This is a genomic window from Vibrio sp. 10N.261.52.A1 (genome assembly GCF_002876325.1).
Lineage (GTDB): Bacteria > Pseudomonadota > Gammaproteobacteria > Enterobacterales > Vibrionaceae > Vibrio > Vibrio chagasii.
This window is the reverse complement of the sequence record NZ_MCYD01000949.1, coordinates 1-13,353: the sequence shown is the minus strand read 5'-3', so window position 1 is coordinate 13,353 and position 13,353 is coordinate 1. Positions and strand designations below refer to the sequence as shown.

The 13,353-nt window shown below is 44.4% G+C and carries 11 protein-coding genes; 5 read left to right on the top strand and 6 right to left on the bottom strand.

Translation table 11 applies throughout. The features are described 5' to 3' along the window. The first annotated feature begins 65 nt into the window (after window positions 1-65). The 3 genes from BCT81_RS20610 to BCT81_RS20600 all read left to right on the top strand — a co-directional run bounded on the left by BCT81_RS20610 (window position 66) and on the right by BCT81_RS20600 (window position 2,853). Window positions 66-860 (top strand): ABC transporter ATP-binding protein, encoded by a 795-nt coding sequence (locus BCT81_RS20610; protein WP_029225988.1) that lies wholly within the window; start codon window positions 66-68, stop codon window positions 858-860. Continuing rightward, entirely contained in the window at window positions 857-1,819 is a 963-nt protein-coding gene (locus BCT81_RS20605; RefSeq protein ID WP_102425654.1) for an ABC transporter substrate-binding protein, read from the top strand. Before BCT81_RS20610 ends, BCT81_RS20605 begins: the two co-directional genes overlap by 4 nt. A gap of 86 nt (window positions 1,820-1,905) precedes the next feature. Next, window positions 1,906-2,853 carry an iron ABC transporter permease gene (locus BCT81_RS20600; RefSeq protein WP_102425656.1) on the top strand — a complete coding sequence of 316 codons (948 nt, stop codon included), beginning with the start codon at window positions 1,906-1,908 and terminating at the stop codon, window positions 2,851-2,853. 124 nt (window positions 2,854-2,977) lie between these two features. Here the strand turns inward: BCT81_RS20600 and BCT81_RS20595 are convergent, their stop codons facing one another. The 4 genes from BCT81_RS20595 to BCT81_RS20580 form a co-directional block, all read right to left on the bottom strand. Beyond that, window positions 2,978-3,967 carry a zinc-dependent alcohol dehydrogenase family protein gene (locus BCT81_RS20595; RefSeq protein ID WP_102425653.1) on the bottom strand — a complete coding sequence of 330 codons (990 nt, stop codon included), beginning with the start codon at window positions 3,965-3,967 and terminating at the stop codon, window positions 2,978-2,980. 117 nt (window positions 3,968-4,084) lie between these two features. After that, entirely contained in the window at window positions 4,085-4,336 is a 252-nt protein-coding gene (locus BCT81_RS20590; protein ID WP_102425652.1) for a hypothetical protein, read from the bottom strand. A gap of 232 nt (window positions 4,337-4,568) precedes the next feature. Next, the gene (locus BCT81_RS20585) at window positions 4,569-5,450 is read right to left on the bottom strand and encodes a DMT family transporter (protein ID WP_102425651.1); all 882 of its coding nucleotides are present in this window, start codon (window positions 5,448-5,450) and stop codon (window positions 4,569-4,571) included. 123 nt (window positions 5,451-5,573) lie between these two features. Continuing rightward, window positions 5,574-6,905 (bottom strand): MFS transporter, encoded by a 1,332-nt coding sequence (locus BCT81_RS20580; RefSeq protein ID WP_102425650.1) that lies wholly within the window; start codon window positions 6,903-6,905, stop codon window positions 5,574-5,576. A gap of 318 nt (window positions 6,906-7,223) precedes the next feature. Between BCT81_RS20580 and BCT81_RS20575 the strand changes: the two genes are divergently transcribed. Together BCT81_RS20575 and BCT81_RS20570 are read left to right on the top strand one after the other, a co-directional pair. Further along, on the top strand, window positions 7,224-7,973 hold the full coding sequence (locus BCT81_RS20575; RefSeq protein WP_102425649.1) for an AraC family transcriptional regulator: 750 nt from the start codon (window positions 7,224-7,226) through the stop codon (window positions 7,971-7,973). Window positions 7,974-8,073: 100 nt separating this feature from the next. Beyond that, window positions 8,074-9,267 carry an MFS transporter gene (locus BCT81_RS20570; RefSeq protein WP_102425648.1) on the top strand — a complete coding sequence of 398 codons (1,194 nt, stop codon included), beginning with the start codon at window positions 8,074-8,076 and terminating at the stop codon, window positions 9,265-9,267. A 143-nt stretch (window positions 9,268-9,410) separates the two neighbouring features. Here the strand turns inward: BCT81_RS20570 and BCT81_RS20565 are convergent, their stop codons facing one another. Further along, complete coding sequence (locus BCT81_RS20565; RefSeq protein WP_102425655.1) at window positions 9,411-12,032, bottom strand: hybrid sensor histidine kinase/response regulator; 2,622 nt, start codon at window positions 12,030-12,032, stop codon at window positions 9,411-9,413. Beyond that, window positions 12,025-13,242, bottom strand: coding sequence for an acyl-homoserine-lactone synthase (locus BCT81_RS20560; RefSeq protein ID WP_102425647.1), 1,218 nt, complete (start codon window positions 13,240-13,242; stop codon window positions 12,025-12,027). Before BCT81_RS20560 ends, BCT81_RS20565 begins: the two co-directional genes overlap by 8 nt. Between the last annotated feature and the right edge of the window lie 111 nt (window positions 13,243-13,353).

Below are 13,353 nucleotides of genomic sequence, written 5' to 3'. Positions count from 1 at the left end.
GTTATGTTATAACATAACCAAAAGTTATTTTTTGATACTCGGTGGGGAAATTGAATAAACCTGTATTGTCAGTGAAGGGGCTCTGCGCCAATGGTTTAGCAAACTGGAGGGCGGTCTCGGATGTGACATTTGACGTGAATGATGGGGAGTGTATTGCCATCATTGGGCCGAATGGAAGTGGAAAGTCTAGCTTACTAAAAGGAATTACAGGCGAGTACAAAGCCGTTGCCGGTGAGATGTTGTTGTCTGGTATCGAACTTGAAAGTCTAGCAAGGCAGCAGGTAGCGAAAAAGGTCGCGGTGGTTACGCAACATGAGCATGTGGATCCCCGTTTGAGTGTCTCTGAATACGTTGGCTTGGGGCGTACGCCGCACACTTTCTGCTGCAGTGCGAAAGAGCACAAGCGAGCAGTCAAACAGGCAATGGAAGATGTTGGGCTATTGCATAAAAGCCAACATAGCTTTGGTGAGTTATCGGGCGGTGAACAACAACGTGCAAGTATTGCACGAGCATTTGCACAAGAGCCTAGGCTTTTATTGCTAGACGAGCCGACTAATCACCTTGATCCTCTGGCTCGTCTTGAACTTCTGAGCCTTATTAAACAACGCGGCATTGCATCAGTTGTTGTGCTGCATGATCTGCCCTTAGTCGCCCCATTTGCCGATAAAGTTCTTCTGATGTCTGGCCAAAAAATGGTCACATTTGCATCGCCAGATACGGTCATTCAAGACCGCTATATGGTGCCCGTTTTTGGATTGCGCGTTTTGTCGTTCAATCACCCCAATATGTGCAGCACCATCCATCACTTTGAAGCTGCATCCAATCACTCTAATTTATCTCTAATAGGAGCAGCCCAATGAAGTGGCCTGTAATTTCTAGCCTTTTGTGTCTTTTACCTTTATCTATTGCCCATGCAACAAGCACTCAATACCCCGTTACGGTAGATAATTGCGGAAGCCCACTAACGATTAAGAAACACCCTTCGCGTGCGGTCGTGCATGACATAAACATGGCTGATATGGCATTTGCTCTTGGCCTTCAGGAGGATTTGGTGGGTGTGACGGGCATTACTGGTTGGTACAAGATGTCTGGTTCATTCAAACAACGTTTAGGCGATATTCCAGAGCTTTCCCCTAAGTACCCGTCATTAGAAACATTGATTGCCTCGGATGCCGATTTCTTTTTTGCTGGCTGGAATTACGGGATGAAAGTAGGGGGAGAAGTGACGCCTCAAACACTGAAACCCTATGGAATCGATACCTTAGTGTTGTCGGAAAGCTGTATTCATACTCAGAGCCAAAAGCAAGGCGCTACCATGGACCTGCTTTATGATGATATGGAAAAGCTAGGCGTTATTTTCGATAAACAGTCAGAGGCCGAGGCTTTAGTGAACAGTTGGAAAGAGAGAATTGCAAAAGTCGCTGAACAACAAAAAGCGTCAGGAAAACCCAGTCCAAAAGTCTTTCTGTTTGATTCCGGTGAAGACAAGCCTTTTACTTCAGGTAAGTACGGAATGCCTAATGCAATGATTGAAGCAGCCGGTGGACAAAATATTACAGGTGATATGGAAGCAAGCTGGGCACGAACTTCTTGGGAAAATGTGGCTAGCGCCAACCCGGATGTCATCATTCTTCTCGACTACCAAACTGTAAGTGGCGCCGGTTCGTTGCAACGTTTTCTAGAAGCTCATCCGTTAATGAAATACACCAATGCGGTGACTGCTGGTCGCTATGTCAAATTGCGTTATGAGCAGCTAACTCCTGGGCCAGCCAATATTGATGCTATTGAGAAACTTGCAGCCGCGTTTGTTTCTGAATAGCAGGCAAGGTTATTATCGAAAAGAGTAGTAGTCTTTTGATTTTATTTGATAAATATCGAGCAGCTTGGTTGATGGGTATCGGCGCAATGCTGCTCGCCTTTATGATGAGCTTACAATTTGGCTCTGTCCCTCTTTCTTTTAAAGAGGTGATGGTTGGATTGATCTCTTTTAATGATCCAAGCCCTGATATGACAAGCAGAATACTGTTCGACCTTAGGTTACCTAGGGCGTTATTAGCTGTTATTGCTGGTGCGGGGCTGGCGATGGTAGGAGCCTTACTCCAGACGTCGACACGCAATGACTTAGCGGATCCATTTCTGTTTGGCTTGTCATCAGGTGCGTCTGCTGGTGCAGTATTGGTGATCACTCAATTGGGTGATGCCTTGGGCATTTGGTCATTGCCGGTGGCGGCGTTCTCAGGAGGTATTGTTTCAGCCACAGCAGTTTTGATTCTGTTCTCTATGCAGAAGAAAAAGGGTAACGACAACCTGATCTTGTGTGGTTTGGCGATTTCATTCTTATTTGGAGCAATCACCAGCTTTTTAATCTATTCCGGCGATCAAAGAGCGGCGAGCTCAATTTTGTTCTGGACGATGGGAGGTCTAGGGCTTGCTCGTTGGGATAATTTGATTTTTGCGCTGGTGGGTGTGCTGTGTCTGGTTGCCTTAGTGGTTAAGCGTTATCGCGAACTCGACACTTTATTAGTGAGTGAGCAAACGACTAGCTCATTGGGCATCAACGTTCATCGCCTACAAAGTGAGATTTTTCTCTGCTGTGCGTTTTGCACCGCATCGATCGTGGCAATGACAGGCGTGGTTGGCTTCATTGGTTTGATGGTCCCTCATCTTGTTCGACCGTTTTCTGGGGTAACCCATAAACGAGCCATTCCTTTGATCGCACTTTGGGGGGCGGTGCTTTTGCTTTTTGGGGATGTGGTAAGTAGGACGATATTGGCACCACAAGAACTTCCTGTCGGGATTGTAACTGCGGCGTTGGGTGGGTTGTTTGTTTTGTATCTTGTCTGGCGCAAGTAGCTTGTTGGTTTAATCTGGAAAATTCACTAACCATAGAGCCTATGGAATTCTAACCACTATTTTCACACTGGCACTTTCGACCATCACTCTGGTGGTTGAAAGTGCATTCCTAAATCTCTTCAACTTAAGCAGGCAGCAAGATGATCTTGCCATCTAATCGTGTAGTTTTTGATTCAATAAGATCAATCGCTGTCTGAATTTGTTCGAGAGGAAAATAACGGTCGACTTCGAGTTGAATCTCGTTCTCGATGAAGTGATCGAGCATGGACTCGAATTTGTCACGGCGTACTTTTTTACCTTCAGCTTCTTCCCAATACCTCAAGAAGAAGGTGCTGAAATCGATAGCGTGATCTTTTGCGTATTCGAAGAAGCGTGGCTCATAAAAATCCAGAGACAGCGTGCCATAGTTGATAAAGCGCCCTTGTCTGCCCAGTGTATGAATGAGATCTGTTCCGGGTGACCCGCCAATCGCATCAAAAGCAACAGTTGGTTGAGGTAGGCCAAGTTGCCTGATTTGTGCAACCAAGTCATTTTTGGTATCCAACACATGCTTTGAAGTCGTAAGAGCGAGTTTGGGTTGTGACGTTACAACAATGGTTTGAAAGCCAAGCGATTGTGATAGTTGGGAGAAAATTTTACCAATGGCTGAACTGCCAGCGTTGATGATTAATACATCTTCTTGGGTCAACTTTGCTACTTCAGTTGTCAGTATCCATGCGGTGAGTGCATTAATGTACAACTGACACGCGTATCCGTTATCTAGATGTTGAGGCAGGTGGAAAAGATTGTCAGGTGAAACATCGACGTATTTCTGCCATGTTCCACTTGTGGCCACGAGCACTCGCTGGCCCACAGTAAACTCAGAGTGGCTAGACTCTACAACCGTACCTACTGCTTCAAACCCTGGCACTCTGGGCGGCTGGTGGCTGTGTTTGTATTGCCCAACACCGTAAATCGACAATAGGTCACTAGGGTTGATGTTGGTCGCTTCAATTTGTACTCGAACCTTATCTATATCGAGTGCCCTTAAAGTGACATGCTCGATCTTGAGAGATTCTTTCGGCTGCCCGAATCGGAACTGGCTAATTCGGGTGTTTCTTTTGGTATCTGTCATGAGTCGATTACTTAAGTTGGGTTAAGTGAACGTATTCGCTTTCTAGATAGCGCGTTCATAATGCCAGACTGGTGCTGTTCAACCAAGTAACTCATTTTCGTGTCACTGATTTTGAGACTATATGTCGGATTCTTGTGCTGACTTTGTTTTGTTGTTTGACGCTTGTGTGGCTGTCTGTGTAGTACTTATTGCATTGACTGTAGCTGCCGTAGGCGCAAAGTGTTTATCGTTAAGCGTTACTGTCATCGATTCATGTTTTACGGTTGTAGCTTCGGCTTGAGAGTGAGCGTCGTTTGTTGTTTCTGCCAGTGTCATCATTGACGTTGTCGCAAGGGTCGTGGCTAGAGTGATTTGAACAAATGTTTTCATAGATTGTTTTCCTATTGGCTAAAGTTATATGTGGATAGCTGATAGGCGCACTATAAAAATTATGGGAAGGTGGTTCTTATCATTTTACGCCATCGTATGATTTTTAGACGGCGTAAAGGTTTGGAGAGAGTAACTGAAAAGTGGGCATAAACCATACTGTTTATTGCCACGCAGCTCTTTATTAGCACATAACTCTTGATTACCACGAAGCTTTCTATTGCAACAATAGCCTCTATTGCCACATCACAAGGATTGCAGCGACGGAAAGCAATATCAGCGCAAGGGTGTCTTTGCGGGCAATACTCTGCCCTAACCAGAAGTAGGAGATTAATACCATAAAGACCACTTCGACTTGGCCTAATGTTTTCACGTATGGCACGGCTTGAAGAGACATCGCGCTAAACCAGCCAAGAGAACCAATCACACTCGCTAAACTTGTCATCACAACCAGTTTTGATTTTTTGAATATCAGGCGCAATGTATCTGGCTCTTTAATCAGGAGAAACGTGCAGATAATTAATGTCTGTAGGCTAATGACCAAAAACAGCACCCAAGCAGCGCTATGAGGGAAGGGCAGTCCAATACTTAGGCTCGCTTCACGTACCCAAAGCGAGGTCAAGGCAAAGGCGGTGCTACATGCCATACCCAAGCAAAAGACTTTAGGAGAGAGGCTTCGCCAACCAGAAGCGCTACTCATGATGAGCACGCCCAATGTGCCGATCAATACGCCGATCCAACCTGTAACAGTCAACGCCGTACCAAAAAACAACACGGAAAGTACAGCAGAAACAGGAGCTTCACATTTGGCAAGCCCTGCACCTATGGCGTAGTTTTCGAGCTTAAATAGCATCACCATCAAGCCGGTCGCGAGGATCTGCATGATTGCTGCGGCAACGATATAGAAAATAAACTCACTGGAAAAATTGGGCGCGGAGACTGGCTGCCATTGATACAAAGCGTAGAGGTAGAGCAGTGCGATCGGACTTGCCCATATAAATCTTGCTAGCGTCACACCTGCCACGCTCATGGTGCCACTTAATTTGCTTTGAAAGGCATTACGCCAAGATTGGCTAAAGGCAGCAAGCAGGGTAAAGGCGATCCAACTAAAAGACATGGCGCTTCCGTGTGTGAGGTAATTTAATGATTATGTTAACAAAAAATTACCTGCTGAGAAGTGAAAGCGGTCTTTTTATGAGCAGAGCTTCACCTTTGCCCCGATTTGGCATGGCACTGAAATTTAAAAGATCGGTGCCTTCTTATTTTTGAAGTAGAACCACCCGCTGATTATTACGAACAGAAAGGCGAAGTAATAGCAGAACGAAGATAGCGACGCCAAGAACGCGAGGTTTTGCTCTATCTCTTGCTCGGAGTAATTGTTAGAAACCAATTTGTAGTAGTAAGCATACAAAATACCGATCAGCCCATAACCGAGGTTAAACATCAAACCTTTGAAGCTAAGAACGGTGGCGCGGTTATGCGACTCGGTCTTTTTGTTCAGGTGGTAACTGATAAAAATGTTCATCGTCATGATGATAAAGATAAGCACCAGTGCAGGAATTACCCCATAGATTGACCAACCCAAACTGATCCAATAATAGGTAGCGATACTTGCTAAGCCCATGACGATAATAAAGGTTTTCGGCTCGATACTTTCTGCCAGTCTGCGGCTTTGGCCCGCTAAAATGATTTTTAATAGACTGATTCCCGCGCCAATAAAACCGAAGTAAATAATCGGAATATCGATGGCAAGATAGTATTGGCTGTTCATGGTGAGGAACATGCGCGATGTGTGTTCGAACAGGCTGTAGTAGAGCAGTATGAAAAGCACGTAGGGCGTAGCGAGTACCCACTTACCTGTATCAGCGGTTAACTTGAGGCTGGCGATGGTCGTTGCTAACTTCGTTTGACCATTTGGTATCACTTTCTTCTCTTCACGCATGTTTACCGCAGCATAAATCGCGAGTAGCGCGACCAATAGCGTGGCAAATACAGGAATACGCATCAGGTCTTTGGTGCTTTCTGGCTCTGCTAATCCAAGAGCATGAAAGATGTTCGCCATGAAATTCACATCGTACATCGCCGCACCAATTAAGGTGACAAATATGCCTACACTTGAGGCGACACGAAGCTGGATTTGTAACACTCGAGGCCACAACTCTTCATTGCCTTGTTCCTTTAAAGTGTCATACGCCAATGCTTCATCAGCACCGCTTGCCAATGCCATGGCTAACCCGCTGAGTATCCGGTTGACCAAAAAGACCATGAACACCAAGTTCGGGTTTTCAGTCGGCACTAACGCGATCATGGCGATTTCAACAAACATCACAAGGGAAGAGAGTACCACCAACTTCTTCCGACCCAAGGTGTCGGCGAATGCCCCCGATGGGACTTCAGCAAGTACGATGGTGGCCGCCCAAACTACGTTGAGCATGGCGAATTGAGACAGGGTCAAGCCGTAATCTAAATAAAGTAAGGTGAATATAGGGTAGTAAAAACGCGCAAAGTAGCTGCTTCTGAACATCAAGAAGTAGCGGACATTGGGAATTTTAAGGATTTCTTTGAGCGTCATGATGAATTAGTCGATTAAATAACACATTATTATGTATAACTCTTTTCTCCTTTTAAATCATGAAATTGTTCAAAAATGATCGACGTCTGATCTAGTTAGAGAGCATTGAGCTGGTGCGGGGCTTATATGTTCCTTTATGAAGTATAGCGACTAGGGGACTAGCATTGTTCCGACTTATTGTCGTGTGATCGATAAGAGTTGTCGTAAGATATAAATTATTCCGCGTTTATCAGAGGTAGTGTCAGAGAACCAGACTCGATTGATCGATGACTTGAGAGTATGAATGGAATGCCGATTAAAAATAGGAGTGATACTTGGATGCATCATAACGAAAGGCTGGGGGAGATAATTAATTTGGATGATCATCAGGTGATGGTTAAACATTATGAATCTCATTATTCGAGTGAGGTTCACAGCCATTATTACTCGCACTTAGTTTTTATACATCAAGGTTGCCAAATTATCTCTACTGACAAGGATAGTTTGCTCTCTATGCCCGGCTCTTTAATTTACATTCCAGCGGGCGTACCACATCGTGCCGATACCTTAAAGAAGTCACAGGTCTCCTTACTTCGCCTACCACTAGGTTCAATCCCTGAACTCACCGAAATATGTATCTTGGATATTTCTCCCATCGTTACTCAACTTTTCAGCTTATGGGAAAATGGTGGGCCGGAGCCAAAGCTTGAGCCCCATTATATTCAGGTTCTTATGGATCAATGCACCCTCTGTAAGGCAGTCGACAATCCGTTAATTGCAATGGAAGGTATGGACAGAAGGCTGCTACCGGTAATTGATGCATTATCAAATAAGCCGAGTATTAAGTTATCTATCTCAGACTTGTCTGAACAAGCAGGGGCATCTGTACGTACTTTAAACCGACTTTTTCTGGCTAGTTTCAAAGCATCTTTCAGGGAGATTCGCCAAAAAGTAGTGATGGAACGTGCTGAGAAAATGATGGCAAAAGGGATTAGTGCTACTGAAATTGCATTCGAACTTGAGTACTCAAGCCTATCTGCTTTCTCTACTGCATTTAAAGAACATCAGAAAAAAGCACTCCAGAATTAAACCTGGCGTAAATTGTAAACATCGTGGCGCTTCACCCAAAAACTTAGTTTGAGGATCTATTTAACATGATGATCTGTTCTTAACGTTTATGGGAAATCGAGTGTCTAAAATAACTATTATATTTATCAGCATCTTAATGGCATCGAGCTATTTTTTCGCGTCGAGTATGTATACGCCAAGCTTTCCAGATATACAAAGTGAACTACGCACATCAGAGGCGTTAGTACAGCAGACTTTGAGTCTGTTTTTTATCGCTTTAGCATGCAGTCAGCTAATTTGCGGACCGTTGTCCGAGCGGTATGGACGAAAGCCCGTCGCTGTTCTTTCATCTGTGATCTTTGTGATTGGTTCGATGACATCTCTTATGGCCGACAGCATAAATGTTCTGTTGCTAGGTCGAGTAATCCAAGGCTTAGGTGTTGGTGGCCTTTATCTTCTTTGCCGAACTATCCTACAAGACGCATTCAGTAAATCTGAACTCATGGGGATACTTGCTTGGTATGGGATTCTATTTATGAGCCTACCTGGTCTAACGCTCATTTTTGGGGGGTATCTCACTCAGCATTTTGGTTGGCAAGGTAATTTTGTCTTCATGGTATGTTTATCGACTGCAACGCTATTGATTATTGCAGTCATGAAACGTGAAACGATCAGTCACAAGAATCGAGATGCCATTAAGCCAAAACAGATACTAAAAGACTATGCTTTCATCACATCGAACGTCACGTTTCTGTGTTACTTGGCAATGATGTTTAGCGGGACAAGTTGTCTATTACTTTTCCAAGTCACGGGTTCTTTTGTTGCTCAGAATCAGTTTGATTTGACGGCCGCGGATTATGGCGTTGGGTCAATGGTTTTGATAGTGAGTAGCGTAGTATCCAGATTAATTTGGAACCAGTTTCTGAAACATCGTATCAGCGAAAATATGACTCTAGTCTATGGTGGTCTGATTCAGGTTTTGGGTTGCGTTGTCATAAAATTAAGCCTTTTGCTGCATAGCTATTCAATAATGTTATTTGGGTTTGCGGTGATGGCTTTTGGTTGCGCATTCTTATTAGCAATAGCAGGTGTTTCGGCATTGTATCTGTTTCCTAATCACAAGGGGCAGGTTGGTGCTATCTATGGTGCTCTTCAGATGATTGGAGCATTTGGTTTTACGTTTTGTTTATCCCTCGTTCCAGCAACTCACGAGGTGATGGTTTTGAGCTGCTGGTTATTGTCTCTGATTAGCTGCGTTGCAATTATTACTATGTACATGTGCCAGCGAAAAACGTATGAAGTACCGGTCAATTAACCAAGTTCGGGATACATAACTGGTTGAGTTGACAATTTGACTACCTAATTTGTGTCCACAAAAAATCCCCTCAAAATAAACTCCTGAGGGGATTTTTGATTAACTATTGATGCGCTTATCAGCCACCAACAATTTGTTATTAACTACTCACTTTCCGCTGCTTTGGAAGCCTCTTTTGCTATGTTTTTGTATAGCCATTTGTCGAGCACAACCTGCAGTGCGTCTAGTGATGTTGGTTTCTCCAACCGACCATCCATCAATTGGTTAATCATGTCTAACTCACGTTGCCCCGACTCACCAGAAAGCGCAATGATTGGTGTGTTAGGTGAACGGGCCTTGATGATCTGGCTGGCGTCAAAACCGTTCATGACTGGCATTTGTATGTCCATGAGAATCAAATCGACTTGGTTTGTTCTGAACAGCTCGACGGCATTTTCCCCATTTTTAGCTTGCAGGCTGTTTACGCCCAGTCTGCTTAGATACATCTGAACAAGGGTACGTTGCACCTCTTTATCATCAACGATGAGCACGGTTGGCGCTATCCCGTTGGTTGTCACTTGTGTTGCCACTGAGTCCGTGCTGTGTTCTTCCGCTTGGGTGCCGTGAGCTTGCGGGGTTGCTTCACTGGTCTCTTCGCTAGTCTCTTCGACATCGACTTGGCCTTGCTTCCAGTCGTTGAAATAGGGTGTGCGTAGGGCATCTGCTTTTGGCGCATTAGGTACTACTGGGAAGTACAGGTGGAATTCAGTAAATTCCCCAAGCTTCGATTTGCACTCAACTCTGCCACCAAATGAACGCATAACACGTTGGCAATAGCCCAACCCTAAGCCACTACCACCGCTTTTCTGATAAGAGAAGAAATCGTCGAAGATTTTATGTGTAATGGTTTCGTCGATACCTGGCCCTGTATCTCGGAAGATTAGAACGTTTTCGTAAGAACCGATTTGGGTGCTGATTTCAATTTGACTATCCGGGTACGAATCAAAGTAATAAATCGCATTGCGGATCAGATTGAAAATCACGAAATTGAATAAGGTTTCGTTTAGCTTGGCAACAAAGTCAGCATGTTGCGGCAAGCGAATTCGCTCGATGATCTTCTCGTTTTCAAACCCGTAGTGGCTGACGGCTTGATCCACGGCTTTGTGAATCGAGGTCATCAGGATCGGACCTTGCTCAGACGAGCTGTCGCTAACTTCTCTTAGGATAATATCAATCAACTGTCGTCCACGTTGAATAGCGGCTTGCCCATTCTCAATATCCAGGTGGATCTGTTTTGCTGGGGCTTGGTTTTCGATGTGCTGCTTCAATATCTCAAAATGCAATTGTACTTGAGTAAGTGGGTTACGCATTTCATGGGCTATGGAGTTGGCGAGCGCTCGACTTTGACGAATGCGCCTATCAGCTTCGATAGTACTTTGAACGCGGGTAAGCAGAGTTTGCAGCGCCGAGATCTCTTCGTTAGAGAACATTTGATCGTTGCTCTTGTGCGACGATACCAGTAAATGAGTGACCGACTTTCCTTGCCCAAACAGCGGCATAACTAAAGCGGTGTTGTTTGAGCTCATTTTGTCATAGAGCGCTTTGAGCGAAAGTTTGGAAGGCGCTGTGTAATCAAGTTCTTGCGATAACTCGTCGAACACTAGAACTGACTTGTTGGTTGAAAGATAGTCTTCGTAGAAGGTTTCGTTGTAGTTGCTATTAACAAGGCGAAGTTTGTCTTCAGGGATTTGCAACAGCTGACCTAAGCGGCGCATTGCATCATCAATCGACAGTTTAAAGTCTTCTTCTAACGCTAGGATTTGCTGTACTGGAGTTTTCTTGTTTCCATAAATAAAGAAAGAGGCATAGCGGCTGACTCGCTTATAGAGTACGTGCCAGGTGATACCGATCATCGCACAGATTGGGATAGCGATTAGCCATTGATTATCATCAGTCAGTGGGATGAATATTGCGCCAAACGGTATCACCAAAATTGCACAAACCAATAGTGCATTTAGGCTCATGTAGGCAAGATACTTCACACTGTAAAAACGAGACGTTAAAAGTGCATAACCTACAAACAACATTTCACTGATTGATAGTGCTGGTGGTAGCCAAGTCAGTGAGAAGTCTCTCAAGAAGTAAGTCATACCGAGGTGAATGGTTGCAGTAGACAACATGAACACCAGGATACCGGCGATCATGTAGCTGGTTTTGGCTAATACTAGCTTACTGCTGTTGGCACGCATCGCAACCAAGTTGCAAAGGGTTAACACTACTAAACTGATCATGCCTGTGAAGAAGTAAGGCGTATGCGGACCGAATTCAATGACGAATAGGCTTGGGCCAAAAATAGTGACATCTTCAACGGTTAAGTTCGGCCTTAAGTTAATAAAGAACGAATAGACAGTAAAGGTGACAAAGATAGCTTGCTGCCATAGGTGGACCTTACCATCGCGTTGTTCCGCCGCCAGTTGGCACGAGAAGTAATAAGCAAAGGCGAAAGCGAAGCAAGAGGCGAGGTTGGCAAATTTAGCAGCGAACACCGCTACGGACGAACCAAGTTCCGGCAATAAATCGGTATGGAAGTAGGCATTGCTGCTTATCCAAGCAACAATACAAACCGAATAAGCGATGTACGGGACGTGGTGAGTCCCTGCAATGGCTTTCCCTTTTTGTTTAAGACAATAGCAATAGTAGATTAACCACATGACTACGATGGCAACGGTTGCGAGAAGGGTTATCGCCTTAGCGTAGACAATCGCCTCCAAGCCGAAATCAAACATGTTCATCTTTTTTTTCCGAGCTTGACGTTGTTCTAACTCTTAGTTTTCTACTGCTACGCACGGCGTGTTTGTAGCCGCGAAAATCAGTGTCATTGAATACGTTAACCATCTTTTCAAAATTCCAAAAGCCACGATAAATAGTGGTACCGTCGCTATTTAGCTCACAGAAACCAGAGTGGAAATAGGCTTTAGGATCGATAGCTTGATAAAACTGGAGCATGAAAGGTTGCTCGATGATAGTGAAGCCAGCCTTGTAACCTACTTGATGCAGTACACTCATGAGTTCTTTTTGAGCAAGGTAGAGGAAGTAGAGTTTTTGCTGAGTATTGCCGCTGACGGTTAGGCGTAATACTTCACATATGGCTTTAGTATCCGACAGCTGTAAGTGGAAGGTACTGTCGAACTCTGGCAGAGAGCAACACTTTGAAAGTATTGAAGGTGTAAAAAGCTGTAACTCTGAGAGTTGCTGGTAGCCGTGCTCGGGCAAGCAGTATTGCCAGTTTTCGTTGCTGAAGGGGGGGGCATAGCTTAACCAAGTATCATTTTTTGCCCAGTCTTGAATCAGCGCTGAAGAGACCAGCGTTGGAAAGGCTTCATCAACAGGGTGCTTAAGTAAGATAAAGTGCTTCCCAGATTGTGAAAGGTGAAGTAGAGGCAGCATCTCAAACCATTTCTCACCCTTTATGAAGGTTTCTAGGTTACTCAAAGCAATAGCATCACTGATTGGCATCGCTTGTGGGTGGCACGGTGTCTGTACCATGAGTGAGTCGGATTCGATGTGTTCAATGATCGCGCCGTAGTACGCGCAATCTTTAATCGGTATCTCGATACGTGAGATAGCTCTATCGTTGAGCGGCGATTTTGTCTTTATTGCGGCAATTTCACATTCACACCAAAAGTCCAACCAAGACATATAGAATTGGCTGGCCGCTCTTTCTAACAGAACCATATCAGGAGCTAAAGTACTCGGATACCGTTGAACCAGGTCCCGATAATCCATCAACTCAAATAATACTGAAAGACTTTTGTGTTGGTGCTCTGGGTACAAGGAACCTAGGAGGTTACGGCGATAATCAGTAACGGTTTGGAAAAGAGTAGTGCGTTGTTGTGGCTGATAAGTATTGATAACGAGATCGATCAGTACTCGTTGTTTCTTTTCGATAGACTCATCGCTAGCCAACAGCGAGTCTAAAGACGACAGTAGTTTCATGGTGTTAACCTAGCCTAGGTTTATATAATTATTTTTATTCGATCTGCACTCATTATCTGACACTTATATTACGTAAGCCTTGAGCTAACATTATTTCAGTTGTGTATAAAT

Excerpts from the sequence above, each read along its gene's own strand:
- BCT81_RS20560 (WP_102425647.1), bottom strand. The coding sequence starts at position 13,242 with ATGAAACTACTGTCGTCTTTAGACTCGCTGTTGGCTAGCGATGAGTCT.
- BCT81_RS20565 (WP_102425655.1), bottom strand. The coding sequence starts at position 12,032 with ATGTTTGATTTCGGCTTGGAGGCGATTGTCTACGCTAAGGCGATAACC.
- BCT81_RS20585 (WP_102425651.1), bottom strand. The coding sequence starts at position 5,450 with ATGTCTTTTAGTTGGATCGCCTTTACCCTGCTTGCTGCCTTTAGCCAA.
- BCT81_RS20600 (WP_102425656.1), top strand. The coding sequence starts at position 1,906 with ATGCTGCTCGCCTTTATGATGAGCTTACAATTTGGCTCTGTCCCTCTT.
- BCT81_RS20605 (WP_102425654.1), top strand. The coding sequence starts at position 857 with ATGAAGTGGCCTGTAATTTCTAGCCTTTTGTGTCTTTTACCTTTATCT.
- BCT81_RS20590 (WP_102425652.1), bottom strand. The coding sequence starts at position 4,336 with ATGAAAACATTTGTTCAAATCACTCTAGCCACGACCCTTGCGACAACG.
- BCT81_RS20575 (WP_102425649.1), top strand. The coding sequence starts at position 7,224 with ATGCATCATAACGAAAGGCTGGGGGAGATAATTAATTTGGATGATCAT.
- BCT81_RS20580 (WP_102425650.1), bottom strand. The coding sequence starts at position 6,905 with ATGACGCTCAAAGAAATCCTTAAAATTCCCAATGTCCGCTACTTCTTG.
- BCT81_RS20595 (WP_102425653.1), bottom strand. The coding sequence starts at position 3,967 with ATGACAGATACCAAAAGAAACACCCGAATTAGCCAGTTCCGATTCGGG.